The following is a 23,665-nucleotide window of genomic DNA, read 5'->3' as shown; positions in this document are numbered from 1 at the left end:
ATGATTCATAATAGGGGTTAAAAATATCCTTCCCGTTTTTTCTGCTCCATGGAGGCATCACCATCGTGGTCAATGATGCGGGAAGAACGCTCGCTCAGCCTGGTTTCCAGCATTTCCGCCACAATCTCTTCTACAGTGCGGGCTGTAGATTCTATGGCTCCGGTTAGAGGGTAGCAGCCCAGCGTACGGAAACGGACGGTTCTCATTTGCGGTGTTTCCCCCGGTTCCAAAGGCAGGCGGTCGTCGTCCGCCATAATCAGGGAGCCGTCACGTTCCACAATGGGACGAGGTTTAGCGAAATACAGGTCCACCACCTGTATTTTTTCCAGGCGGATATATTGCCAGATATCCAGTTCCGTCCAGTTGGACAGAGGAAAGATACGGACGCTTTCTCCCGGATTGATACGGCCGTTGTAAATGTTCCATAATTCCGGTCGTTGATTTTTGGGGTCCCATTGGTTGAATTTATCCCGGAAAGAGAAAATTCGTTCCTTGGCCCGTGATTTTTCTTCGTCGCGGCGGGCTCCTCCGAACACGGCATCATATTTTCCTGCGGTCAACGCCTGAATCAATGCCTGTGTTTTCATAATATCCGTGTATTTGCGGCTGCCGTAAGTAAAAGGATTAACGCCGGCGGCAATGCCTTCCTGGTTACTGTGGACAATCAGATCCAGATCATTTTCCTGAACGAATCTGTCCCGGAATTCTATCATCTCGCGGAATTTGAATGTGGAGTCTATATGAAGAAGCTTGAAGGGGAGCCTGCCGGGATAGAATGCCTTTCTGGCCAAGTGGACCAGTACAGAGGAGTCTTTCCCGATGGAATAAAGAAGTACGGGATTTTCAAACTGGCTGATGGCATCCCGGAAAATGTGAATGCTTTCTGCCTCCAGCTGCTTAAGCTGGCTGAGTCTGCAAATGCTGTTCATTTTGTATGTTCTTTTTTTGATTGTTAATGTTTTGGCCTGCGGTGTAGGCCGCATTCCCTGTGTTCTTTTTCTTCCCACCACCATCGTCCGTCGCGTACGTCTTCTGTCCTCTTGACGGCTCTTGTGCAGCAGGCGCACCCGATACTGGGGAATCCTGCATCATGAAGAGGATTGTAGGGAATGCCGTAAGCGCGGATATAGTTCCAGACATCCTCTTCTGACCAGTGGGCCAGCGGGCTGATTTTGATGATGCCGTTCGCCTCATCGTTTTCTGTGATATGAAGTCCTTTCCGGGTGATGGACTGGGTGGAGCGTAATCCGCAAATCCACGCTTTTTTCCCGGCAAGGAGCCTTTCCAGAGGGCGCAGTTTGCGGATATTGCAGCATTTGTGACGGTTTTCCACACTGTTGCGGAACAGGTTGACGCCTTTGTCCAGGATCATGCTTTCCACTTCTTCCGCTGCCGGAAAATAAGGAATAATGCGAATGCCGTATATTTCCTCCGTTCTTGCCCAGAGTTCATAGGTTTCCGGAAACAGACGCCCCGTGTCCAGAGTAGCCAGAGGAATATTCAGGCCAAGATGGGAGATCATATGGGTAAGCACCTGGTCTTCTGCCCCGAATGATGTGGCAAAAACAAGGTCTCCTTCGTATTGCGCTGCGGCCTGTCGCAACGTGTCTGTAGCGGTTGGGGAATGAGCGTTCATGAGTGTTGAGCCGGTTGAAGGCGGATAGCCGTATCTGGTAGAAAAAAACGGGATGTCAGATGAACAGGGGAGTTGAGTAGTACCGGTCCGCTGAATCGGGAAGGATCACTACTATATTTTTCCCTGTATTCTCTTTTCTCTTAGCAACCTGGACGGCTGCCCATAGGGCTGCCCCGCTGGAAATCCCGGTCAGAATTCCTTCTCTGACGCCCAGTTCTTTAGCTGTGGAAAAGGCATCTTCATTGGAAACGGTGATGACTTCATCATAGATATCCGTATCCAGGGTTTCTGGGATAAAGCCGGCTCCTATTCCTTGAATTTGATGGCTTCCTGCCTGGCCGGCGGATAATACGGGGGAATCTGCCGGTTCCACGGCAATGACGGTGATTCCTCCGGGTTTGCGTTCCTTGAGCAGTCTGCCTATGCCGGTTATTGTTCCTCCGGTGCCTACTCCGGCTACGACGATATCTACTTCTCCGTCCGTATCTTCCCATATTTCAACCCCTGTCGTTTCATAGTGGGCCCTGGGATTGGTCGGGTTGGTGAATTGGCTGGGAATGAAGGAGCCCGGAGTAGTGGCCGCCAGATCCTGGGCTTTGGCAATGGCTCCTTTCATTCCCTGGCTGTCTTCCGTCAGGACAATATCGGCTCCGTAGGCTTTTAGAATATTTCGTCGTTCAACGCTCATGCTTTCCGGCATGGTGAGAATGATGCGGTATCCCCGGGAAGCGGCAATAGCCGCCAGGCCAATGCCCGTGTTGCCGCTGGTTGGTTCAATGATGACGGAACCCGATTGGAGCTGGCCCGATGCTTCTGCCTCGTTGATCATGGCGAGTGCGATACGGTCTTTCATGCTTCCTGCCGGATTCAGGTGATCCAGCTTGAGCAGGAGCCGGGCATTCAGACAATGTGCCTGGGCATAATTCCTTGGCTCCAGAAGAGGTGTTTTCCCGACCAGTTCCGATATGGAGGTGTAAATGTTCATCGTGACGTGCTTTACAGGGATGGATTTAGATTTCTTTTGTATTCCGATAGGAATAATAGGGATTAGTTACTCTTATCCTCCGGAAGTGTCAATATGAATCAATGAATATGAGATATTATTTTATTATTTGTTTTTTTATGTAAATAAAAATGGTAGAAGAGCAGGGAATGGACGGCTGTAAAATTTCAGAGATTGAGAGTAAAAGGCCGGTTTTCTCCGTTTTCAAGCTATTGGCCGTGAAGGTGAAAGGATGCGTACGAGGGGCAGATGCCTTGTTTCCTTGCCTTCCTGGAGCATGCAGTTGTATTGAGTCTCTCCGGTTGACGTTATGAATTATTCCTTTTCCCGGAGAGTAATTGTGGCGCTGGGAAAACTGTTTGTTTTGCCCCATTCCATCCTTTGCCGCATATCCCTGGAATGTTTGTTGCCTGTATGCTGATAATTTGGCAGTTGTGATTATTTGGAGGATGGTGTGCAAAAACACAGCTGTTGAGAAGATGAGCCGTTAGGACTTATGGGGGAAGCCTCTGACGCACGAAATTCGGATTATGTTGTTCATCATGATCTTTGTACGGGCAACAGGGAATCGCCGTACAGGAAGGAATTGTTTTATCTTTCCTTACCGTGGCGGATGTCCGTGGCTTCCTTCAGGAAGACGGCGGTGCCGGCGATGGTTCTGGCAATGTCTCCGATACGTTCCAGAGAACGGATCATGGAGAGAAGGTTGACGCTGTCCTCCATGTATGAACGGATGGGGATGAGTCTGTGACCATCGCCAAAAGGGTCAACAGGCTGAATAAGCGCCCGCGCATCCGGGAGGCTGCCTTGGCGGATTCCGTCTATCGGGAAATGGCGGAGCGGTTCAGGGCTGTGAATAAGGCTGTTTTCCCCTGGGACGGGGAGGCTCCGGCGGAGTTTGTTCCTGCGCTGGGGAATTGGGTCGGAGCACGCGGCGTCCCTGACGGAGGCGTTTGCCTGCTTGCCTGGGCAATATCGGGACAATCCGGTTTCCGTTGCGGAGCTGGTTTTTGTGAACCGTTCCCAGGAACGCATCGCGGATGGGCGCCAAAAGGCAGTGGCGAAAGGGCTTTGCGCGGACATCCTGACGCCGCGTGCCTGACCGGGAAAACCCGCGGAGGGTGTTGTTGAAGCGCCGTTTTTTATTCGGAAACGGGATTCAGGCAGGCCGTCTATCTGACGGTCCAGGTAATGCTGCGCGTGGCGGATTGGCCGGGACGCAGAATCACGCTGGGGAAGTGAGGGGTATTGACGGCATTGGGGAAGCCCTGGGCTTCCAGCGCTATTCCCTGGCGCGCCTGGGGCAGGTATTCCCCGGTATATACCTGGAGGCCGGGAGCGTCCGTCGCCACAATCAGACGGTGCCGGGATTCCGGGTCAAGAAGGATGGCGGCGATTTTGTCTCCCGGTTCGGAATCCAGCACGTAGTTATGGTCCAGCCCGGCGGCGGTGTCCGGGTGGGCGGCGGAATTGCGTTCTCCCAGCAGGGCTGCTTTCCGCAGGTCAAAGTCCGTTCCTTCCACGGGAAGGATACGGCCGTCGGGGATATTGGTGGCATCCACCGGAGTATAGGCGGATGCCCGTACCTCCAGAGTCATGGAATCAATGGTGGGCTTGCCGGACAGGTTCCAGTAAGCGTGGTTGGTGAGGTTGACGATTGTGGCCGCGTCCGCGTACGCTTCCAGGCGGAGGTGAAGGGTTTCTTCCACCACGGTGTAGGTGGCTACCACTTCCAGGTTGCCGGGGTAATTTTCCTCCCCGTCTGCGGAGTGCAGGGTTAGCACCAGCGTATTGCGCCCGGCTTCCTGCACCTGCCAGATTTTGCTGTCGAACCCCTGGATGCCGCCGTGCAGGTGGTTGGGGCCGTTGTTGACGGCCACGGTGCGGGAATCCCCGTCAATGGAGAACCTGCCTTTTGCGATGCGATTCGCGACGCGGCCGCAAATCGCACCGCAATAACAGGTGTCTTTCAGCATGTCTTCAAAGCGCTTGGGCCCTACGATCATGTCCATGCCGTCCTTGACGACGGAGATGATGCGCCCCCCGTAGTTGCTGATGCGTACCGTCAGCTTGTCGGAAGACAGTTCAAACAATTCTACAGGTGCGCCGCCGGGTAAGGTGCCGAAGATCATGCCGGTATATAGCTTGGTCAGTAGTGGATTTCCAATTAATAGGCCAGCACGCGGGAACCGTTGTTGCCGATGATCACGCGCACGCGCTGTCCGACCTGGATCGGGTTGTTCCTGCTGGCGACCTGGACGACCGTGTAGTTGCGGGTGCCGTTCCTTTTCTGGTCCAGACGCACGGTGATGCGTTCCCCGGTCGTGTTATTGATGGCCTTGTCAATCTGGTTGCCGGCGATGCCGCCCAGAATGGCGCCGCCCGCCGCCGTCGCGAATTTGGCGTTGCCGCCCCCGAACATGGCGCCGGTCAACCCGCCCGCCACGGCGCCGATTCCGGTGCCGGTGTTGGCGTTATTGGCCTGGATTTTGACGTTTTCCACGCTGGTGACCGTGCCGGTATAGGTTTCCTGGGCTCCACCGATTTCATTCAGGTTATAGGTGTTCGGGGAACCGAAGTTGGTGCAGGAAGTAATGGACAGCGCCATGACTGCACAGCCGATGGTAAGAATGGAAGCTGTTTTCATGATGACGATTTATAAAACGGATTGAAGGTTAAGATCAAGTAATTTCGCAGTCACCGGAAGGGCCGCGGTTGCGCCCTTCCGGCGGAGAAAACCCTTGCCGGAACCTTCCGGCAAGGGTTCGTATTTATTCTAACGGTTTCGACGGGTCAGGCCTTGGGGGCTTCTTCCTTTTTGGGGCAGCCGCAGGGCTTTTCTCCTTTGCTGCAAGGCTGGCCGCACTTTTCCGGGCATTTGCCTTCCTTGGCGCATTTCCTGGGGCACTTTTTATCTTTCTTGCAGCACTTCTGGGCTGCGGGGGCGGGGGAATCCGCCGGAGCGGCTGCCTCCTGGGCGTAACCGTTGACACTGAAGGCGAACGCGAAGGCTGCTACAGCGAGGATCTTTTTCATATAATGAGATGTGAGGTTTGTGGTGTTGGTAATGCTGCGGCAGAGGATCTGCCGCTTTACGACTGATAGAGCGGCAGGGAGCGATATTTGTTCAAAAAAATACGCGGAGAGGATGTTTTTTAAGGCGGTTTTTTTGATGAGGACGCGCTTTTGGACTCCGGAGTAAGTTTGACAGTCCGGGGGCATGTACGGAGCGCCGGCTTGCATGGGGCGATTTCTTGAGGCACGGTAGGGAACATGAGTTCAGCCAAGGAACCTGTGACGCGCCGTTTTGGAAATGGTTTGACGGTTTTGATTAAGGAGGACAAGTCTCATCCCGTAGTGTCCCTCCAGTACTGGGTTGGCACGGGGTCCATGAATGAGGGGCACTGGCAGGGGAGCGGACTTTCCCATTTGCTGGAGCATCTGGTGTTTAAGGGAACGGCGCATTTCTCCGGGCAGGAGCTGGCCCGCAAGGTGCAGGAACGCGGCGGCCACTGGAACGCGTATACCAGCGTGAACCGCACCGTGTACTACATAGACGGCCCTGCGGAGTCCTGGCAGATTTTTCTGAATCTTCTGACGGAGCTTGTATTTTTCCCCACGTTCCCGGAAGACGAGATGGAGCGGGAGAAGGAGGTGGTGCGTCGGGAGATGGCCATGTATGCGGATGATCCCGATTCCGTGGCCTACCAGCTTCTGATGCAGACGCTGTATCTCAAGCATCCCCGCCGCTGGCCCGTGCTGGGTGAGCGCGCCGCCTTTGACTGCCTGACGCGGCAGGACGTGCTGGATTACCATGCCAGCCGTTATGTTCCGAATAACGTGGTTCTTTCCATCGCGGGAGATGTGGATGCCGCGGAGATTCTTTCCCATCTGGAATTGCTGGTGGAAGACCTGAAATCCCGTCCCCTGAACCGGGAACCCATTCCCCATGAACCTCACCAGTTCGGTTCCCGCAGGGTTCGGAAGGAGTTTGTCGTGCCTTACTCCAAGCTTCACCTTGCCTGGCGCCTGCCCTGTTCCGCCCATCCGGATACGCCGGCCCTTTCCGCGCTGTCCAGCATTCTGGGCGGCGGACGTTCCGCGCGTTTTTATGAAAAGTTCCATGATCGCCTGGGGCTGGTGTACGGCATTGAGGTGCATTCCAACCAGTCTGAGACGGATGAGGGGGCGTTCACCATCAGCATTGACGTGGACCGCGCCCAGCGCGACAAAGTGCGGGACCTGGTGCTCCAGGAGCTTCACAATCTGGCGGAAGAGGATTTTACGGAGGACCTGAAGAGAGTTTGCAAACAGACCCGTGTCAGCCGCCTGCGCCGCAGGAGTTCCGCTTCCGGGATGGCCTCGGAAATGGGGGCGGACTGGTTCGGCGCGCGCAATTTGAACCTGTCTTCCGAATGGCAGGAGGCTATTGAACGGGTGACAACGGAAGATTTGCGCCGCGTTTGTTCCACCTGGCTGTCTTCCCCAAATGTGACGGAAGTCAGCCTGGACCCCCCGGGCAGCAATGTCGGGGATGAAGAAGGGGCCTCCGCCGCCGAGGAAACGGCCCTGAGCGAGCATGTTCTTGGCAACGGCATGAAGGTGGTGATCCGTGAAGACCATCGCCTGCCGCTGGCCTATGCCTGCATGGCGTTCAAAGCCGGATGCCGTGCGGAAAATGAGCATGACGCCGGAGTGACGGACTTGATGGCCGAATGCCTGCTGAAAGGAACCTCCACCCGTTCTGCCGCGGATATAGCCCGTTTTCTGGAAGACATCGGGGGAGCCGTCAACACATCCGCCGGTAATAATTCCCTGAGCGTGGGGTGTCAGGTCCTGGCGGAAGACCTGGACGCCGGGCTGGAGCTGATGGCGGACGTAGTCATGAATCCGTCTTTCCCGGAAGACGCCTTTCTGAGGGAACAGGAGTCTTTTGTGGCGGATGCGGAGGAGGATATGGAAGACCCTCTTTCCGTGGCGTTCCGGCAGGAGCGGAAGGTGGCTTACGGGCATGTCTCCTATGGGAATTCCCCTTCCGGCACGCCGGAAAGCCTGTCTTCACTGACGGTTCAGGACATCAAAAGGCAATATGAACGCATTATCTGCGCTTCCAACGCCGTGATTTGCATTTCCGGAGATGTCAGGAAGGAAGAGGTGCTGCCTCTTCTGGAAAAACATCTGGGAGGCATGAGGGCGGGAACGCCTCCGGCCCTGACTCCCACGCCCGCGCTGCGGGCCGGCCGGGAAGTGGCCGTCCTGGACAAACAGCAGGCCGTGCTGGTAGTGGGGGTGCCGGGCGTGGACGTGGCTTCGCCGGAGATGGCCCAGGCTCTGTTGTTCCAGTCCTGGTGCAGTGATATGGCCGGTCCCGTTTTCACCAATATCCGGGAGGAAGCCGGACTGGCCTATTATGCCAGTTCTTCCCTGTTCATTGGCATGGATGCCGGAGGCATCTGCTTCTATCTGGGGACCTCCCCGGAACAATTGGAGGAAGCCGGGCGGAGGCTGGAAGAAACCCTGGAGATGATTTATGAACAGGGCATGACGGAGGAGGAGCTGGAACGCACCAGGGCGGCCGCCCTGTCTTCCCGTCTGCTGGCCATGCAGTCCAATGGAACGTTGTGCCAGATGCTGGCGCTGGATATCCTGTTCGGTCTGCCTTTGGAAGCGTTTGAACAGCAGACGAACGCTATCAGGAAGATGGATCTGGCACGGATGAACGCCTTTATCAGGAAGGCTCTGGATCCCGCCCAGCCGCGTTCCTGGTCCGTCGTGCGCCCGCCTGCCGGGGAATAATTTCCCGGAGAATCATTCCCGTTTTCATGGGGGGCGATGCATGGCGGGGCTGAATGATTTATCCTGCCCGGTTTTATGGGCGCTGTTTGGGAAGGAGGGAATGCTTTCCCTCCTTGCCCGATTGCCTGTTTTCCCGGCTTTTTCCAAATGCCCGGCAGAAAAAGGTTTTGTGATGGAAGGATCACGGGAAAGAATATATACGGATGAGCGTGAATTAGAGAGAACGCCGGGATGTGAAAAATAGACAAAATATTGAATTCCAGATGGGAAGCAGAGAAGAAGCTCTTCCGGGCTTTTCACCCGATTTCCCATACATAGCTTCACGGGCGGAACTTGACAAGTATCCGGGGCAGTCTGTTCCCTGGCATTGGCATCAGGCGGTGGAGTTATTTTTTATAGAGAGCGGTTCTCTTGAATATTATACCCCAAAGGGAACAGCTTGTTTCCCGTCAGGATCCGGCGGTATGGTGAATTCCAATGTATTGCATCGGACAAAGACAGCAGTGCATACGGAAAAAAACGTCCAGTTGCTTCATATTTTTGATGTATCCCTGCTTGATGGAGGGAAGGGGAGCCGGATAGGACAAAAATATATTTCTCCAGTTGTTTCAGATCCGGAGGTGGAATTGATCTCCTTCTCCCCTGCAAATCCCCGGGATGAAAAAATTCTGGAACTGATACGGGATTCTTTTCAACTTTCAGATCGTGAATTTGGGTATGAAATGAAGTTGAGGAATGCCCTGTCGGAAATCTGGATGAGGATGTTTGACCAATTCCCTTTTTCCGCTCAAAGGAAAGAATGCAATAAAAGGGATGATAAAATAAAGCAGATGATGGCCTATGTCCATGAACATTATTCCGGGAAAATTGCTGTTCAGGAACTCGCGGCGGCGGCTTTTTTAAGTGAAAGGGAATGCTTCAGAACATTTCGTGATTGCCTGCATATGACGCCGGTGGAATATATCAGAAGCTATCGTTTGCAAATAGCTTGCCGGATGCTGGCTGACGTCAGGATTCCCATTACGGACGTAGGTTATTCCTGCGGATTGGGCAGCAGCAGTTATTTTGGAAAGATTTTCCGGGAATATTTTTATTGCACCCCAACCGAATACCGGAGAAAATGGCGGAATCGTGATATTTAATGGCAGGTAAATGATATTTATTTCCGTGGGAATGCGCTATAGTGATAGCCATGACTGAGATGGAGCCGGACAGAAAAACCGCGGAACGGGCAATCAGGGAAGCATATGAATCCAACCCGGGAGGCTGGGCGGAACATTCCCGCCATGTAGCGCAGGCCTGTGAAAATATAGCGTCACATTGTAAAGGGATGTCCGGCGAAAAGGCTTATGTTCTGGGGTTGTTGCATGATATTGGACGGCATGCCGGAGTAAGTTCCGAAAAGCATTTAATAGACGGGTACCGCTATTGTTCGGTAAGAGGCTGGAACAAGGCTGCGCAGATTTGCATTTCTCATGCGTTTATGATACAGGATATCAATACTTCTATCGGCACGTTTGACGTGAGTGAAGAAGATTACCTGTTCATGAAAAATTTTGTAGAGAACGCAGTCTATGACGACTATGACCGTCTGGTCCAGTTATGTGATGCTTTGGCCTTGCCTACAGGCTTCTGCCTTTTGGAAAAACGTTTTGTAGATGTGACAATCCGTTATGGAGTGCATCCGTTTACGGTGGACCGGTGGAAAAAAATTCTTCAGCTCAAGGCGTTCTTTGAAAAGAAAACAGACTGTTCCATTTATGATCTGTTGCCGGGAGCCGTTGAAAACAGTTTTCGTCAGGAGGAAAGCCATGCGTTATGAAGCAAAAGATTTTTTGGAAACGGCAAGTCCTGATGCGTTAAGGAAAATTGCCCGGGCGAGGGAATTGACAAGGGAATATTATTTTTCCGCGTATGGCGATACGCGGAGAAGACGTGAAATTCTTCAGGAATTGCTGGGAGGGATTGGGGATAACGTGACGATAGATACTCCCTTTCATTGCGACTACGGGAAGAACATTTTTTTAGGGAGCAACGTGATCATCGGCATGAACTGCACGTTGGTGGATAATGCGCCCATTCACATGGGCAGCCAGGTGTTGATTGCGTCCAATGTTCAGATTTATACGGCTTCGCATCCGGTCTTGCCTCAGGAACGCCTTGTGACGAAATGGGAAGAAGGTAAGGGAACGTTTTTCCGAACTTATGCACTGCCGGTAGAAATTGAGGATCAGGTATGGATTGGAGGCGGCAGCGTTCTGCTGCCGGGCGTGACGATAGGAAAAGGCTCCGTTATTGGAGCGGGAAGCGTCGTTACTCATTCCATACCGGCCGGCTGTGTTGCTGTTGGGAATCCATGCAGGGTGATCAGGCGTTTTTGACATCAACGGATGAAGGCCGCCGCGGGAGGAAGCGGGTTCAGGCGTATTCCTTTTTCTTCATGGCGGAACGTTTGATCTGCTCATGGTAAAAGTAATTCACGATAACCGGCGGTTCGTTGAACGGCCGGTGCATGGAATCGTCATTGCGCAGATACGGTAACCCCCGTTTTTCCGCCATCTGCCGTATTGCGGCGTCCAGTTCTTCCCAGTATCCGCGGCTGCCTTTCTGGTAAATTTCCTGATAGAGGGGAGCCAGGCGGGGGTAGCGTTTTCTGATGTACTCCAGAATTACGGATTTGTAGCTGCCCCGCAGATTCAGGTTTTCCAGCCAAATCAGGTTGCACTTGTCTTCGACCTGCTCCACAATCGCCGGAATATCCGTAATGCCCGGAAAAATGGGGGAGATGAAGCAGGTGGTGCGGATTCCTGCCTCGTGGAAGGCCTTCATGGCGGCCAACCTCCGCGAGATGCTAACCGCCATGTCCATATCTGCCTGAAAACGCTCGTCAAGCGTGTTGACGGACCAGGAAACGCGGGCATGGGGAAATGTTTTTATCAAATCCAGGTCCCGCAGCACCAAATCGGATTTTGTAGCTATGCTGATTTCCGCGCCGCTGTTTTGAAGCTGTTCCAGAAGCGCCCTTGTCCTCTTGTAGATTTTTTCCTGAGGGCCGTAAGGGTCGGTCACGGAACCAATAAACAGCTGTTTTCCCGCGTATTTCCCGGGGTTGCGTATTTCCGGCCAGTATTTGACGTCCAGAAAGGTTCCCCATGGTTCCGGATGCCCGGTGAACCGCTTCATGAAGGAGGCGTAACAGTATTTACAGGCGTGGGGGCAGCCCACGTAAGGATTGACCGAGTAATCGGCCACAGGCAGATTTGACGTTGACAGGATGCTCTTTACCTGAATTTTCCTTACTTTGATTTCATCAGCGTTCATGGTTTTAAAAAGCTCCTTTGCATTCCCTGCTGCACGGTATCGGAAGGGAGCAGATGCCCCAGCAGCAGCGGAGAGTCCGGGTCATGGAGTTTGTAATTTTCACGGGCCTTTTGCCGGTTCGTATTTGCATAGCAGTATTTGCAGCCGTTAAGGCAGGTGTCATACGCTCCTATGTCCCGGCTCTCAATGCAATGGCAGCCCTGCCGCATTCCTTGATGTTTCAGGTTGCGGAATTGAACGCCGTTGGCCTGTCCCAGAATGTTCAGGGTCATGCAGCCGGAGGATGAAATGCCGTAACGCGTGTAATCGCCATTGGTTCCGCAGGTTTGAATAGGGATGTTGTATTCGGCCGCGATGGCTCCCAGCCCTGCCGCCAGCTCCTCCTTGTCTTCTTCCGTGAGGGGGATTAGTTCCGGCATGTTGGTTTGCAGCTTCCTGTACATTTCCACAAAGCTGAAAATGCAGCGGTCGATATGGCCGGATAAGAAGGCCGCCATGCGTTCAAAGGTTTCCAGATGCCTTCTGACGGTATATTCATTTGTCAGCAATACCGGGTCATACCGCCATGCGATGCGGTTTGCTCCGACAATTTCCGAAAGTTTGACCAGAGTGGCCATGCTTTCGTCAATGCCGGGAACACCCGGTTCAATTTCTTTTCCGTAGGCTGTAATCGTATAGTGGAAATAGGTATGGAAACGCTCGGCGATGCTGCTGATATGCGGAAGAATGGGAGCATAATTTTTAGAGCAGAACACAACACAGTCCACCTGGTCCGGCGTCAGTTCATAACGGGTCACCTTATGTTGGAACAGGGGATTGCGGGAAAGGACATAGCCTTCTTCAAACCTCTTCAGCAGCCAGCGGGTGTAATACTGGACGGTGTCCGTCCGTCCTCCTGTATTGATAATCATAGCGTGTTTTTGTTGATGGATTGAAATTTCAGACGCATTTGTTCCGAAAAAAGGTCGGTTAAACGGACCAGTTCCGCTTGTTGTTCTCCGCTTAATTCCGCCATGGCGTCGTTTTCCGCCTGCGCGGCAGGAGGGATGATGCGTTCCACGTATTCCTTTCCGGCTGCGGTGAAGCGTACCAGCCTGATTCTCCGGTCGGTTTTGGATTCTTCAAAAGAAAGGTACCCCAGCTTCCAGAATTTTTTGATGGCGGCGCTGACGGTTTGCTTCGTGGCGGAGAGGCGTTCGCAAATCCCCGCCTGCGTGCAGCCGCCCTGAGCGAAATAGATGATATCCAGAATAAACAGCTCTTTGGTGGTTAACCCGTGTTTTCTGGCGTATTCCGTATAGACGGCATATTGTTTGTCCCGTAGCCGGCAGTAGTTGTTTACGTGGATATTGACGCGCTCTTTGCTCATAGGCGGAGATGAAAAAAAAGGTACAATATTTGATAGTCTGATATTTGACAAAAAGAATGTAGCTCTTCACGCGTTTTTTGTAAAGCCCTAAATATAAAGCCCCAGATAAAGAGGCGGGGGATAGGGACGGCTTTTTTGCGTGGCCTGGCAAATTTTCCGGAAACGGCGCCGGGAGGTCATGGCTGCCGGATGTTCAAGAATCCGGGGCGTTTTTCTTTTTTGTTCCCGTATCTGCTGTTTCGCGGCAGAAGAGTTTTTTTGCCGTATGGCTTGGAAAACAGGCGCCTGTGGCCGCCTGGGAAGCGATTCCCTGTTTTTACGGGAATTAGAGAGTTTGCCCAGTGAGGCTTTTCAGCATCAGGGCAAGTTCCGCCTGCTCCGGTTAAGGATGTTTTTCCAGAGGCGGGGAGGGGCGCAGGAACTCAATAAAAAACGCAGGCGGCGATGCGCCTGCGCGGTATCCGGCGATAGTTCTGACAGAAGGAAGGAGCGTTTTTTTTGCCGGAGGGGCTTTGTGCCAAACGGCATTTTTCCGCCTCCTGAACCCCCGGCGCGCTTTCGTGCTTTTGGAGAAGCGGCCGTATCAAGGCACGCCAGGGAAGAACAGGACGGCTGTTTTTTAGCCGATTTCCGTGCGGCCCAGCAGGTGGGCGCCTTCCTCCATGGCGAGGCTGCGCGTTTTCATGTCTCCGACGACGCGGGCCTGCTGCTTGAGTTCGCAGCGGTCAGAGGTGACCTTGCCTTCCACGTTGCCATAGATGCGGACGTCTCCGGCAGTGATGTCACCCTTGATTTGGGCGGTTTCCCCGATGGTGACTTTTCCCTTGTCGGAGATGATTTCGCCTTCGATTTTGCCGTCGATGTGCATGTCATTCTGGAAACGGATGGTTCCCTTGATTTCGATGCCGGAGGCGAGGAAGTTGGTTACGTTGTCTGTCATTGTCGTCAAATGGTTGGGGATGGGTGTTTCCGGTTTAGATGGTCATGATATCCTTTTCCTTGACGGCTACCAGCTCGTCAATCTCCTTCACGTATTTGTCCGTCAGCTTCTGGATTTGCGTTTCCAGGTCGCGCTGGCCGTCTTCCGTGACGATGTTTTCCGCCTTGAGCTTTTTGGCGGAATCCATGGCGGCCTTCCGGGCGCCGCGCACGCGTACGCGGGCTTCTTCCGCCTGGGATTTGACAAGCTTCACAAGGTCTTTGCGGCGTTCTTCCGTGAGGGCGGGAATGGGCAGGCGGATGGAGCGGCCTTCCACCAGGGGATTGAGGTTCAGCTTGCTTTCATTGATGGCGCGGCCGATGTCGTGAACGGTGCTCGGGTCAAAGGGCTGGATGAGAATGAGGCGGGGTTCCGGCGTGCTGATGACGGCCAGGCCCTTCAGCTTCATGACGGAGCCGTAGCTGGAGACATGCACGTCCAGGTTTTCCACGAGGCCGGGGGAGGCTTTGCCCGTGCGTACGCCGGAGAATTCCTGTTTGGCGAAGTCCACGGCCTTGAGCATGGATTCCTCCGTTTCCAATAATAATGTTTCTGCGTCCATGGTGATGGTAGGTGCTAAGTGTTTTTAGTGGGTTGAAAGGGAATGCGGGGCTCAGCTGATGATGGTGCCGATCGGTTCCCCGAGAAGGGCGCGCGTGATGTTGCCCGGCGTGTGCATGTCGAATACGATGATGGGTTTTTTGTTGTCCATGCACAGGGTGAAGGCCGTGGAGTCCATCACTTTGAGCTGGCGTTCCAGGCATTCCTGATACGAGATGGTGTCAAATCGCTTGGCTCCGGAGACTTTTTTGGGGTCCGCATCATACACTCCGTCCACGGAGGTGGCCTTCATGACCACTTCCGCATTGATTTCGCTGGCGCGCAGGGCGGCCGTGGTGTCCGTGGAGAAGAACGGGTTGCCGGTGCCGGCGGCGAAGATGACGATTTTATTGTTGTCCAGATACGAGCGGGCCCTCAGGCGGATGAAGGATTCCGCGACGTTTTTCATCTCAATGGCGGACTGCACCACGCAGGGGACTCCCGCCCGTTCCAGCGCGCTTTGAAGGGCCAGGGCGTTCATCACGGTGGCGAGCATGCCCACGTAATCCGCCGTGGCGCGGTCCATGCCGCGCACGCTGGCTTTCGCCCCGCGCCAGAAATTGCCGCCGCCCACGACCAGGCCTATTTGGATGCCGGAGCGGTGCGCCTGGGCGATTTCTTCAGCAATGCGGGCGACGATTTCCGGGGAAATGTTGTCCATGCTGCCGGGGCTGCGCAAGGCTTCCCCGCTGAGTTTCAGGAGGATTCTTCGATAGGCGGGTGCGGATGTATCAGACATAGATGCGGATTTTACGCAGACAAGATTGAAATTTCACGGGGCAAAAAGAAAGCAAAAAGAGCTTCCTTATTGATTTTTCTCCGGAGGTCCGGAAATTTCCACCTTGATGGGGCTTCTGCTCTCCAGGCTGCAGGTAGGGAAGGGGAAGGAAATGCCCTCTTCCTCAAAGCGGCGCTTGATGTCATGGGCAAGCGTTTTCTTGCAGTCCAGGAAATTTTCTTTCTGGCACCAAGCGCCTACGGTAAAGCCCAGGGAAGAGTCCTGGAACCCTGAAAACGAGATGAGGGGCGCGGGGTCGTCCAGGCAGAATTTGTTTTGTTTGACTATTTCCCGGAGAACGTTCACGACATGCTCAATGTCGCAGTTATAGTCCACGCCCAGACTCAGGTCGCACCGGCGCGTGGAAAAACGGGTGATATTGCTGACCGGATTTTTGATGATTATTTCATTGGGGATGCGCACCATGGTATTGTTCGGCAGCCGGAGCTGGACGGACATCAGGTTGATGGAGTCCACGTTTCCGGTAATTCCATTCACTTCAATCATATCCCCCAGGTTAATCTGCTTTTCCCCTACCAGGAAGAGGCCGCTGATGATGTTGGACAGGGAGGTCTGGGAGGCGAAGCCTACGGCGACGCCGATGATGCTGGCCGCGCCCAGCAGGGTCAGGATATCGAACCCCATCAGGGCAAAGGCTTCCACGCCTATAATGATATAGCCGACGTTTTTGACGATTTTCACCGTCAGGCGGGAGGCCTGGGGCGACATTTTCAAAATAGTGATTTTTTTGAGCACCTGGCAGAGCAGTTTCAGGAGTATCCAGCTGATTACCAGCCATACCGCCACGTGCAGGATTTTGACTCCCGCGGACTGCACCATTTCCAGCTTGAGCCAGTCCGGCATGTTCAGGAAGTCCATGGTTTTTGTCCAGATGTCTTCTCTGGGGGATGCGTCTGCCATGATATTCATATGAAGGATGTAGCAAACGCTCCTGCCCGGCTCAAGGGGCGCGCGCGTATTCTTCCCGGTTTATGACAGTTCCTCCGGCAGTGGGAAGGGCGGGTTTTCCAGGCGCGGCGGCCGCAGAAATTCATCCCGCGGGAAGGGCGGCTGCCGCATGGCCGGATATGGCGCCTGATTGGGAAAAAGGGAAAGGCGGGGATGAAAAAAGGCCGTTCCCCGGAGAGGGGAAGCGGCCTTGAAATATTGCCGGGGCTGTTTTACTTGCTGAGGTAGGAGGCCACGCCTTCGTGGGAAGGGGTCATGGCCGCGTCTCCCTTGTGCCAGCCGAGGGGGCAGACTTCCCCGTACAGTTCGAAGTGCTGGAGGGCGTCAACTACGCGGATGGCTTCATCAATGGAGCGTCCCAGCGGGAAGTCGTTGATGAGCTGGTGGCGGACGATGCCGTCCTTGTCAATCAGGAAGAGGCCGCGGTAGGCGATCAGTTCCCCGTTGACTTCCACATTGCCGTCTTCGTCAATTTCCTCATCGCCGGCCAGCACGCCGTAGTCGGCGGAAATGGTCTTGTTGATGTCGGAGACGATGGGGTAGGTCACGCCCTGGATGCCGCCCTGGCTGCGGGGGGTGTTGATCCAGGCCCAGTGGGAGAATTCGCTGTCCGTGGAGCAGCCGACGACGGCTACGTCACGCTTGTCGAATTCGCCCAGGGCTTCCTGGAAGCCGATCAGCTCGGTAGGGCACACGAAGGTGAAATCCTTCGGGTAGAAGAACAGGATTACGTATTTTTTGCCCTTGAACTGGTCAAGGCTGAAATCCGGTACGATGGTACCGTTTACAACTGCGTTTGCGCTGAAATGAGGTGCCGGTTTTCCTATGAGAAGCATGATTGTTTTTTGGTTTGGTTCTAAAAGAATGATTCCAAAAAACGGACGAAAGTCAAGCGGCAATGATGCCGCATTCGTTCCAAATGAGCCTGTTTTCTCTTGAAAATGAAGCTTTTTTTGTCAGTATTCCCTCCATGTCATCCTCAAAGGCGCAACAAGATGAGTGGTCCGGAAAAATCGGCGTGATTCTCGCTGTGGCCGGCAGTGCCGTCGGGCTGGGAAACTTTTTGCGCTTTCCGGGGCTGGCCTCTCAATATGGAGGGGGCGCCTTCATGGTGGCTTACGGGCTCATGCTGGTTCTGGTGGGCGTGCCCGTGGCATGGGCGGAGTGGTCCATCGGGCGGCGCGGCGGCCAGATGGGCGCCCATTGCGCCCCCGGCGTGTTCTGGTACCTGACCAAAGGGTCCAGGCTGTGGAAGTTTCTGGGCGTGCTGGCGGTTCTGGGGCCTTCATCCGTGGCTTTTTACTACATGGTGGTGGAAGCGTGGTGTTGCGGCTATTTCTGGAAGATGCTCACCCGTCCGGAGGTTTTTGCCACGGCGGAGGGGACGGCGCAGACTTTTTTCAGTTTCACGGGCATGTACGGTGACGGGAACGCCCTGTTGTCGGACAACGGGCTGCTGTGGATCGTCGTCGGGGTCATTTTGCTGAACCTGGTAATTATTTACCGTGGCATCAGCAAGGGCATCGAAATGTTTTCGCGCTGGTTCATGCCGTTGCTGCTGTTGATTTCTCTGGTGCTGCTGGTGCGCATTTTGTGCATCGGCACGCCGGACCCTTCTTATCCGGACCGCAGCATCGAGCAGGGACTGGGGTATATGTGGAATCCCAGCAAGGTGCTGGTGGAGGAACTGGACCGGGACAGCGGGGACTGGAAGACGGTTTCCATGGTTTCAGCCTCCCAGGTGGGAGCCTTGGATGAAGCCGTGCGGCAGGTGGAGATGTCCGGCGGAACCCGGAGGCTGACTGAGGTGTCCTTGTGGGACGGCCTGAAAAATATTGAGCTTTGGATCGCGGCCGCCGGGCAGGTTTTCCTGAGTCTTTCCGTAGGGACGGGGCTGATTCTGACGTATGCCAGCTATGTCAAAAAGAAGGAGGATATCGCGTTGAGCGGCTTTTCGGCAGCCGCTTCCAATGAAGTGTGCGAGGTGGGCATTGCCGGCATGATGACGGTGCCTGCCGCCGTGGCGTTCCTGGGAGTGGCCGGAGCCGCCGGGCAGGGGACTTTTGCGCTGGGCTTCATGGTGCTTCCGCAGGCTTTTGCCAAGATGGGGGCCAGCGTGGTGTTCGGCAGCCTGTTTTTCCTGCTTCTGACGGTGGCGGCGGTGACCAGCTCCATTTCCATGATGCAGGTGGGCTTGTCCTTTATTGAGGAATTCATGGGGTTGAAACGCAAGATGGCTGTGGTGGTGCAGGGCTTTTTTACGGCTACGGGCACGTTCATCGTTGCCTGGTACAGCGGCAACCTGCTGGCGATGGATACTTATGACTTCTTTCTGGGCACGCTGTGTTTCTTTGTGAGCGCCATGGTGATGATGATTCTTTTTTCCTGGAAGCTGGGGGTGGACCGGGGGCTGAAGGATTTGGAGGACAGTTCCGTTATCCGCATACCCAGAATTTACCGTTTCATCATGAAGTTTGTGACGCCCACGCTGCTGCTGGCGATTTTCCTGGCCTGGCTGGCGCAGAATATCTGGGTGAAGCAGGCCGCGCCCATTGAAGCGCTGGGGCGGGGAGAGCATGGGGCGGTCATTCCCATGGGGTTTCTGGCGGCTTATGCCCTGTTCCTGATTTTCATCACCATGGCGTCCGGAAGGCATAAGGTGTACCACGGCCCGCGATAGGCGCGGAAAGGCCTGCGCGGCTGCCCGTTTCCCGCAGTCTGAGGCAGGTTGTGAGGCAATCCGGAGGCTTGACCGGAGCCGGATTTGATATAGGCTGGAACCATGTCCAGAACAAGGAGGATACGCAGGAAAAAGCCCCGTGCAGGCAGCGTCTGGAAAAAGCTGCTGCTGTGGGGCGTGCTGGGGATGCTTGTTCTGGCTGCCGCTGCGGTGGCGGGGTCTTATCTGTATGTCAGGGCCTACTTGAAGAGCGATGGTTTTTTAGCCATGCTGGAACAGTCCGCCATTGATGATATGAATGTGGAGACAGCCAGGATAGCCCCTCTTGACTGGGACGGTTCCGGCATCCGGTGCGGCGGCGTAATGATGGAGGGGCATGAGTTGTTGACTTCCCTTCAGGCCAGGGACATTGAGACGGAATTCAGCCGCTGGGATTTGCTGAAGCGCGCTTTCGTCATGACCTCCGTCAATATCGCGGAGCTGAAGCTTCAGCTCGCCCCCGCGTCTTTCCGTTTCAGGGAAAAGCCGGAAGGGCCCAGAAGCTGGGCGGAAGAGAATATTCTGCCGGATACGTTCCGTCTGGAAAAAGGGAGCATTGATTCCCTGTCCGTTTCCTATGGGGAGGCCGGCCGGCTGTATATTCTGGACGGGGCCCGCGTGGAGAGCGTCTATGACGCCGGTTCCAGCCAGTACAGGTTTGAAGTGCGGGGGGGAAAGCTGCTCCTTCCCTTCAGGGGATGTCCCGAATTTTCCCTGATGTCCGGCACGGCGCAGTTTAACCATGCCGGCAGGAGGGTGAACGTCCCGTCCTGCCGCCTGACTACGGACGCCGGCGGTTATCTGGACATCAAGGGGGACTGGGACGGCTCTTCCTCCTTCTGGACGGCGAATATGGTGGTGAACGGCGTCCCTGTCTCTTCCTTCCTGGAAGATCATTGGAAAAAGCATGTGCAGGGCAGCGTGAGCGGCGGGATAGACCTGCGCGGCGGACAGGACGGCGTCACCCATGTGGCCGGGCTCGCCAGATTGCAGGGCGGCATGCTGACCGGCCTTCCCGTCCTGGACAGGCTGGCCCTGTTCTGCGGTTCTTCCAGATTCCGGAATCTTCCCCTGCACGAGGCGTCCGCCCAGTTCGTCTATCAGGAATCTGCCTGGCATATTTCCAATATTCTGGTGGAAAGCGAAAACCTGGTCAGGGTGGAAGGCTGGCTGGAAATCGGGAAAGGAGGGGCGCTGACCGGAAGGCTGCAGGTGGGGCTGCGGGCCGACGGCCTGTGGAAAGCTCTTCCGGGATTTTCCGATGTGTTTTCCGTTTCCCGCCAGGGAGCGGGAGGCAATCTGGCGTGGGCCAATGTGAATATCGGCGGGACGTTGGACAACCCGTCGGAGGACTTGTCCGCGCGGCTCATCAAGGCGGCGGGAAACCGCCTGACGGAAATAGGAATGGGCAAGGCGGCTGAAGTGGCGGACGTCGCGTCGCGGCTGCTGAACAGGGGAACCGGGAAAAACGGGGCAGGGGATGGTAAGGAACATCCTGGCCGCAAGTTCGGGATTCCCGCCGCGGACGAAGTTCCCGCCCCGGTTGTGCCGCAGTTGCAGGACGCTGCGGAAAAGGGGCTTAAAACAGGAAGTGACCTGATGAACGAATTAATGAATTGGTAACCCTTTTTTCAGATGAAACCTTATCCCTGCCAAATGGTGCAGGCGGTCGCCGTTATCGTGGAGCGTATCGCGGATACGGCTTTCCGCGCCACCCTGCCGAATGGCAAGACCGCCGTGGCTTTTGTAGAAAAAAAGAACGCTTCCCTGAGGGAGCTGCTCAAGCCGGGCGACCGGGTGAACGTGACGATTTGCCCGGCGGATTTTGACCGCGCCCGAGTGGACGGGCTGGCGGAATGAGGCGGTACGTTTTTCCCCTCATTATTGGGGGAAAGAGGCGTCGCGCACGGTGCAGGCAGAACCGCTGTAAAGACGGAATGGTCCCGTGCCGGGATTGATGCGGAAAGGACGTTCCTTTACAGCCGGGTGCGTCCTTCCAGAGCTTTCATCAGCGTCAGCGTGTCCGCGTGGCTGAGGCCGGAACCAGCAGGCAGCCCCTGGGCAGGGCGGGAAATCCTGCAATCCATTTCTTTGAGCAGATGGTGGAGGTAGGTGGCTGTTGCCTCCCCTTCCACATCGGAGCCTGTTGCCAGAATGACTTCGCAGTCAGGCTGCCGGGAGACGCGTTCCACCAGGGATTGAATGTTGAGGTCTTCCGGCTCCACATCATCCAGTGGGGAAAGTTTGCCGCCCAGGCAGTGGTACAATCCGCGGTAGGCGCTGCTGCGTTCAATGGGGATGACGTCCGTGGCTTGTTCCACCACGCAGATGAGGCGGCTGTCCCGTTCTTCGTCCCGGCAGGCGGCGCAGGGTTCCCCTGCCGTGCTGAAGAATCCGCAGACGGGGCAGGGCGTGACGTGTTCCGCCGCCTGGCCGATGGTGAGGGCAATCGCCTCCGCTTCCCCCATGTGCCCCTGGAGCATCCACAGGGCCAAGCGTTCCGCGCCGCGGATGCCGATGCCCGGAAGCTGTTTCAGGGCGGTGACCAGTTCAAGCACGGGAATGGGATAGTCCAGATTATTCATGAGCGGGAGGAGGTTCGGAATGATGCCGGGGGGGAGAGGGTGGCCAGAGGATGGCGAGCGCGCCCGCGCCCCCTGCGGAAAGCAGGCATGGGACGGCATTGAAGAAAAAGCCCCACAGCCCCAGCGCCGGGGTAAAGCAGGCCAGAAGCAGGAGGAAAGCGGCCAGAACGGCCGTTTTGCGGAGTGTTCCGCGGATGAGCAGCAAATCGTAAACGAGAGCCAGCGTCAACGCCATGCACAGCAGGAATCCCGTGCCAGGAGAAAGGGAGGGGGCGTCCGCGGGAAGCAGAAACGGGGCGGAGGCCATGGCTTCCTTCAGGCCCCGGGCCCAGACGGGAGTAATGCCCAGGGAGTAGAGCGCCACGATCAGGATAAGCCCGGCTACGGAGAACAGGGCCCAGCGCATGAGCAGAATGTCCTGGTGCGTTTTGGCGGGCATGGCTTTAAATGAAAAAAGCGGAAGCGCGATGGCTGCGGTGGCCGCAAACATCAGCGCTTCCGCCGGAGAAAGGAGAGGCCCGGAAGGGTCAGGCGAACCGTTTCACGATGACGGAGGAGTTATGCCCCCCGAAGCCGAAGGAGTTGCTCAGGACGGCATCCACCCTGGTTTCACGGGCCTTGTTGGGCACGCAGTCCAGGTCGCATTCCGGATCCTGGTTGTCCACGTTGATGGTGGGCGGGACGATGTTGTCCTGCATGGCCATCAGGCAGACGGCCAGTTCCACGCCGCCGGCGGCGCCCAGAAGGTGGCCGGTCATGGATTTGGTGGAGCTGATCAGCAGCCCGTTTTTGGCGTGGTCGCCGAAGACGGCCTTGAGGGCCTTGATTTCGCAGATATCGCCCAGCGGGGTGGAGGTGCCGTGCGTGTTGACGTAGTCGATTTCTTCCGGCTTCATTCCCGCGTGTTCCAGAGCCATTTTCATGCAGCGGGCGGCGCCGCGGCCTTCCGGATCCGGGGCGGTAAGGTGGTAGGCGTCCGCAGAGATGCCGTAGCCGACGAGCTCCCCGTAAATTTTCGCGCCGCGCTTCTGGGCGTGTTCCAGCGTTTCCAGAATGACAACGCCGGCGCCTTCTCCCATGACGAAGCCGTCGCGGTCCACGTCGTACGGGCGGGAGGCCCGCTGGGGTTCGTCATTGCGTGAGCTGAGGGCTTTCATGTTGCTGAACCCGGCCACGCCCGTGGGCAGGATGGTAGCTTCCGCCCCGCCGCAGACCATGACGTCGGCGTCGCCGAACTTCATGATGCGCCAGGCTTCCCCGATGTTGTGGTTGGAGGTGGCGCAGGCCGTGACGATAGACATGTTCGGACCGCCGAGGCCGTATTCCATGGAGATGAGGCCGGAGGCAATGTTGCTGATCATGTACGGAATCATGAAGGGGGACACGCGGGCCGGTCCCTTGGAAAGAAGCGTGGCATGCTGGCTTTCCAGCGTGCCGAGACCGCCGATGCCGCTGCCCACCATGACGCCGATGCGGGTTTTGTCCTCCGCGTCCAGATCCAGCCCGGAGTCCTTGAGGGCCATTCCGGCGGCGCCCATGGCAAAGTGCGTGAAGCGGTCCACGCGGCGGGCGTCCTTGGGCGTCTTGAAGTACGGAGCGGGATCGAAATCCTTGACTTCACCGGCGATTTTCGTGGAGTAGCCGGTAACATCCATGGACTTGATGGTGTCAATGCCGCTGCGGCCAGCCTTCATGGCTTCCCAGGTGGATGCGAGATCATTGCCCAGGGGGCTGATCACTCCGATGCCGGTGATAACAATTCTGCGGTCGGTCATAATAAGTGTGCGTGGTTGCAAATAATGCTTAAACCAGAATAGGCGACATTGCAGGAAAGTCAAGCTAATCCCCCCTCTTTCCCGGTGCGGTGGAAACAGGATGGGATAAATGCCGTATCCTGTTGCCGGCAAGGG

At 55.7% G+C, this 23,665-nt stretch carries 25 protein-coding genes; 7 read left to right on the top strand and 18 right to left on the bottom strand.

Annotated features, from left to right (window positions below; genetic code table 11):
* Window positions 1-17: 17 nt before the first annotated feature.
* The 7 genes from cysD to B3075_RS04730 form a co-directional block, all read right to left on the bottom strand.
* Window positions 18-983, bottom strand: coding sequence for a sulfate adenylyltransferase subunit CysD (gene cysD, locus B3075_RS04760; protein WP_256943644.1), 966 nt, complete (start codon window positions 981-983; stop codon window positions 18-20).
* Window positions 953-1,636, bottom strand: coding sequence for a phosphoadenylyl-sulfate reductase (locus B3075_RS04755; protein WP_290489017.1), 684 nt, complete (start codon window positions 1,634-1,636; stop codon window positions 953-955). The genes cysD and B3075_RS04755 overlap by 31 nt, the downstream gene beginning before the upstream one ends.
* Before the next feature lie 55 nt (window positions 1,637-1,691).
* Window positions 1,692-2,621, bottom strand: a complete 930-nt coding sequence (gene cysK, locus B3075_RS04750) for a cysteine synthase A (RefSeq protein WP_215834502.1) — start codon at window positions 2,619-2,621, stop codon at window positions 1,692-1,694.
* A 609-nt stretch (window positions 2,622-3,230) separates the two neighbouring features.
* A complete protein-coding gene (locus B3075_RS04745; RefSeq protein ID WP_290489020.1) occupies window positions 3,231-3,362 on the bottom strand; it encodes a hypothetical protein in 132 nt (43 codons plus the stop codon).
* 449 nt (window positions 3,363-3,811) lie between these two features.
* Window positions 3,812-4,771: an aldose epimerase family protein gene (locus tag B3075_RS04740; protein WP_094135436.1), complete on the bottom strand. Its 960-nt coding sequence runs from the start codon at window positions 4,769-4,771 to the stop codon at window positions 3,812-3,814.
* A 35-nt stretch (window positions 4,772-4,806) separates the two neighbouring features.
* The gene (locus B3075_RS04735; RefSeq protein WP_094135437.1) at window positions 4,807-5,286 is read right to left on the bottom strand and encodes a glycine zipper 2TM domain-containing protein; all 480 of its coding nucleotides are present in this window, start codon (window positions 5,284-5,286) and stop codon (window positions 4,807-4,809) included.
* A 146-nt stretch (window positions 5,287-5,432) separates the two neighbouring features.
* Window positions 5,433-5,675: a hypothetical protein gene (locus B3075_RS04730; RefSeq protein ID WP_094135438.1), complete on the bottom strand. Its 243-nt coding sequence runs from the start codon at window positions 5,673-5,675 to the stop codon at window positions 5,433-5,435.
* Window positions 5,676-5,912: 237 nt separating this feature from the next.
* On the opposite strand from B3075_RS04730, the gene B3075_RS04725 reads away from it, so the two are divergent.
* From B3075_RS04725 to B3075_RS04710, 4 genes are all read left to right on the top strand, one after another.
* Entirely contained in the window at window positions 5,913-8,435 is a 2,523-nt protein-coding gene (locus B3075_RS04725; RefSeq protein WP_290489021.1) for a M16 family metallopeptidase, read from the top strand.
* A 233-nt stretch (window positions 8,436-8,668) separates the two neighbouring features.
* On the top strand, window positions 8,669-9,577 hold the full coding sequence (locus B3075_RS04720) for an AraC family transcriptional regulator (protein ID WP_290489023.1): 909 nt from the start codon (window positions 8,669-8,671) through the stop codon (window positions 9,575-9,577).
* A gap of 59 nt (window positions 9,578-9,636) precedes the next feature.
* Window positions 9,637-10,257 carry an HDOD domain-containing protein gene (locus B3075_RS04715; RefSeq protein ID WP_290489274.1) on the top strand — a complete coding sequence of 207 codons (621 nt, stop codon included), beginning with the start codon at window positions 9,637-9,639 and terminating at the stop codon, window positions 10,255-10,257.
* Window positions 10,247-10,816: a sugar O-acetyltransferase gene (locus tag B3075_RS04710; protein WP_290489025.1), complete on the top strand. Its 570-nt coding sequence runs from the start codon at window positions 10,247-10,249 to the stop codon at window positions 10,814-10,816. Before B3075_RS04715 ends, B3075_RS04710 begins: the two co-directional genes overlap by 11 nt.
* Before the next feature lie 37 nt (window positions 10,817-10,853).
* Here B3075_RS04710 and B3075_RS04705 read toward each other — a convergent pair whose 3' ends face one another.
* The 8 genes from B3075_RS04705 to B3075_RS04670 all read right to left on the bottom strand — a co-directional run bounded on the left by B3075_RS04705 (window position 10,854) and on the right by B3075_RS04670 (window position 17,290).
* A complete protein-coding gene (locus B3075_RS04705; protein WP_290489026.1) occupies window positions 10,854-11,756 on the bottom strand; it encodes a radical SAM mobile pair protein B in 903 nt (300 codons plus the stop codon).
* The gene (locus B3075_RS04700) at window positions 11,753-12,667 is read right to left on the bottom strand and encodes a DUF1848 domain-containing protein (protein ID WP_290489028.1); all 915 of its coding nucleotides are present in this window, start codon (window positions 12,665-12,667) and stop codon (window positions 11,753-11,755) included. Before B3075_RS04700 ends, B3075_RS04705 begins: the two co-directional genes overlap by 4 nt.
* Window positions 12,664-13,125, bottom strand: a complete 462-nt coding sequence (locus B3075_RS04695) for a MarR family winged helix-turn-helix transcriptional regulator (RefSeq protein ID WP_290489030.1) — start codon at window positions 13,123-13,125, stop codon at window positions 12,664-12,666. The genes B3075_RS04700 and B3075_RS04695 overlap by 4 nt, the downstream gene beginning before the upstream one ends.
* A 619-nt stretch (window positions 13,126-13,744) precedes the next feature.
* Window positions 13,745-14,065, bottom strand: coding sequence for a bactofilin family protein (locus tag B3075_RS04690; RefSeq protein ID WP_012420356.1), 321 nt, complete (start codon window positions 14,063-14,065; stop codon window positions 13,745-13,747).
* A 34-nt stretch (window positions 14,066-14,099) separates the two neighbouring features.
* A complete protein-coding gene (gene frr / locus B3075_RS04685; protein WP_012420357.1) occupies window positions 14,100-14,666 on the bottom strand; it encodes a ribosome recycling factor in 567 nt (188 codons plus the stop codon).
* Window positions 14,667-14,717: 51 nt separating this feature from the next.
* A complete protein-coding gene (pyrH, locus tag B3075_RS04680; RefSeq protein WP_094135444.1) occupies window positions 14,718-15,443 on the bottom strand; it encodes a UMP kinase in 726 nt (241 codons plus the stop codon).
* Window positions 15,444-15,509: 66 nt separating this feature from the next.
* Window positions 15,510-16,403: a mechanosensitive ion channel family protein gene (locus B3075_RS04675; protein ID WP_290489040.1), complete on the bottom strand. Its 894-nt coding sequence runs from the start codon at window positions 16,401-16,403 to the stop codon at window positions 15,510-15,512.
* 260 nt (window positions 16,404-16,663) lie between these two features.
* The gene (locus B3075_RS04670; RefSeq protein WP_179218298.1) at window positions 16,664-17,290 is read right to left on the bottom strand and encodes a redoxin domain-containing protein; all 627 of its coding nucleotides are present in this window, start codon (window positions 17,288-17,290) and stop codon (window positions 16,664-16,666) included.
* Window positions 17,291-17,421: 131 nt separating this feature from the next.
* On the opposite strand from B3075_RS04670, the gene B3075_RS04665 reads away from it, so the two are divergent.
* The 3 genes from B3075_RS04665 (at window position 17,422) to B3075_RS04655 (ending at window position 21,030) form a co-directional block, all read left to right on the top strand.
* On the top strand, window positions 17,422-19,131 hold the full coding sequence (locus tag B3075_RS04665) for a hypothetical protein (RefSeq protein ID WP_290489043.1): 1,710 nt from the start codon (window positions 17,422-17,424) through the stop codon (window positions 19,129-19,131).
* 102 nt (window positions 19,132-19,233) lie between these two features.
* Window positions 19,234-20,793, top strand: coding sequence for a hypothetical protein (locus tag B3075_RS04660; RefSeq protein ID WP_290489045.1), 1,560 nt, complete (start codon window positions 19,234-19,236; stop codon window positions 20,791-20,793).
* 12 nt (window positions 20,794-20,805) lie between these two features.
* A complete protein-coding gene (locus tag B3075_RS04655; protein WP_102735285.1) occupies window positions 20,806-21,030 on the top strand; it encodes a hypothetical protein in 225 nt (74 codons plus the stop codon).
* Window positions 21,031-21,146: 116 nt separating this feature from the next.
* Here B3075_RS04655 and recR read toward each other — a convergent pair whose 3' ends face one another.
* The 3 genes from recR to fabF all read right to left on the bottom strand — a co-directional run bounded on the left by recR (window position 21,147) and on the right by fabF (window position 23,530).
* Entirely contained in the window at window positions 21,147-21,755 is a 609-nt protein-coding gene (gene recR, locus B3075_RS04650) for a recombination mediator RecR (RefSeq protein ID WP_290489048.1), read from the bottom strand.
* The gene (locus B3075_RS04645) at window positions 21,748-22,194 is read right to left on the bottom strand and encodes a hypothetical protein (protein WP_290489049.1); all 447 of its coding nucleotides are present in this window, start codon (window positions 22,192-22,194) and stop codon (window positions 21,748-21,750) included. The genes recR and B3075_RS04645 overlap by 8 nt, the downstream gene beginning before the upstream one ends.
* Before the next feature lie 88 nt (window positions 22,195-22,282).
* Window positions 22,283-23,530 (bottom strand): beta-ketoacyl-ACP synthase II, encoded by a 1,248-nt coding sequence (gene fabF / locus B3075_RS04640; RefSeq protein ID WP_094135453.1) that lies wholly within the window; start codon window positions 23,528-23,530, stop codon window positions 22,283-22,285.
* Window positions 23,531-23,665 lie beyond the last annotated feature (135 nt).

Source organism: Akkermansia sp. UBA7090, from assembly GCF_002493465.1.
GTDB lineage: Bacteria > Verrucomicrobiota > Verrucomicrobiia > Verrucomicrobiales > Akkermansiaceae > Akkermansia > Akkermansia muciniphila_A.
The sequence above is the reverse complement of the archived record's forward strand: the minus strand, read 5'-3'. Positions and strand labels throughout refer to the sequence as shown.

What these genes read in the sequence shown, in the direction of transcription:
- cysD (WP_256943644.1), bottom strand. Translation starts at nt 983, where the DNA reads ATGCGGCCTACACCGCAGGCCAAAACATTAACAATCAAAAAAAGAACA.
- B3075_RS04755 (WP_290489017.1), bottom strand. Translation starts at nt 1,636, where the DNA reads ATGAACGCTCATTCCCCAACCGCTACAGACACGTTGCGACAGGCCGCA.
- cysK (WP_215834502.1), bottom strand. Translation starts at nt 2,621, where the DNA reads ATGAACATTTACACCTCCATATCGGAACTGGTCGGGAAAACACCTCTT.
- B3075_RS04745 (WP_290489020.1), bottom strand. Translation starts at nt 3,362, where the DNA reads ATGGAGGACAGCGTCAACCTTCTCTCCATGATCCGTTCTCTGGAACGT.
- B3075_RS04740 (WP_094135436.1), bottom strand. Translation starts at nt 4,771, where the DNA reads ATGATCTTCGGCACCTTACCCGGCGGCGCACCTGTAGAATTGTTTGAA.
- B3075_RS04735 (WP_094135437.1), bottom strand. Translation starts at nt 5,286, where the DNA reads ATGAAAACAGCTTCCATTCTTACCATCGGCTGTGCAGTCATGGCGCTG.
- B3075_RS04730 (WP_094135438.1), bottom strand. Translation starts at nt 5,675, where the DNA reads ATGAAAAAGATCCTCGCTGTAGCAGCCTTCGCGTTCGCCTTCAGTGTC.
- B3075_RS04725 (WP_290489021.1), top strand. Translation starts at nt 5,913, where the DNA reads ATGAGTTCAGCCAAGGAACCTGTGACGCGCCGTTTTGGAAATGGTTTG.
- B3075_RS04715 (WP_290489274.1), top strand. Translation starts at nt 9,637, where the DNA reads ATGGAGCCGGACAGAAAAACCGCGGAACGGGCAATCAGGGAAGCATAT.
- B3075_RS04710 (WP_290489025.1), top strand. Translation starts at nt 10,247, where the DNA reads ATGCGTTATGAAGCAAAAGATTTTTTGGAAACGGCAAGTCCTGATGCG.
- B3075_RS04705 (WP_290489026.1), bottom strand. Translation starts at nt 11,756, where the DNA reads ATGAACGCTGATGAAATCAAAGTAAGGAAAATTCAGGTAAAGAGCATC.
- B3075_RS04700 (WP_290489028.1), bottom strand. Translation starts at nt 12,667, where the DNA reads ATGATTATCAATACAGGAGGACGGACGGACACCGTCCAGTATTACACC.
- B3075_RS04695 (WP_290489030.1), bottom strand. Translation starts at nt 13,125, where the DNA reads ATGAGCAAAGAGCGCGTCAATATCCACGTAAACAACTACTGCCGGCTA.
- B3075_RS04690 (WP_012420356.1), bottom strand. Translation starts at nt 14,065, where the DNA reads ATGACAGACAACGTAACCAACTTCCTCGCCTCCGGCATCGAAATCAAG.
- frr (WP_012420357.1), bottom strand. Translation starts at nt 14,666, where the DNA reads ATGGACGCAGAAACATTATTATTGGAAACGGAGGAATCCATGCTCAAG.
- pyrH (WP_094135444.1), bottom strand. Translation starts at nt 15,443, where the DNA reads ATGTCTGATACATCCGCACCCGCCTATCGAAGAATCCTCCTGAAACTC.
- B3075_RS04675 (WP_290489040.1), bottom strand. Translation starts at nt 16,403, where the DNA reads ATGGCAGACGCATCCCCCAGAGAAGACATCTGGACAAAAACCATGGAC.
- B3075_RS04665 (WP_290489043.1), top strand. Translation starts at nt 17,422, where the DNA reads ATGTCATCCTCAAAGGCGCAACAAGATGAGTGGTCCGGAAAAATCGGC.
- B3075_RS04660 (WP_290489045.1), top strand. Translation starts at nt 19,234, where the DNA reads ATGTCCAGAACAAGGAGGATACGCAGGAAAAAGCCCCGTGCAGGCAGC.
- B3075_RS04655 (WP_102735285.1), top strand. Translation starts at nt 20,806, where the DNA reads ATGAAACCTTATCCCTGCCAAATGGTGCAGGCGGTCGCCGTTATCGTG.
- recR (WP_290489048.1), bottom strand. Translation starts at nt 21,755, where the DNA reads ATGAATAATCTGGACTATCCCATTCCCGTGCTTGAACTGGTCACCGCC.
- B3075_RS04645 (WP_290489049.1), bottom strand. Translation starts at nt 22,194, where the DNA reads ATGCCCGCCAAAACGCACCAGGACATTCTGCTCATGCGCTGGGCCCTG.
- fabF (WP_094135453.1), bottom strand. Translation starts at nt 23,530, where the DNA reads ATGACCGACCGCAGAATTGTTATCACCGGCATCGGAGTGATCAGCCCC.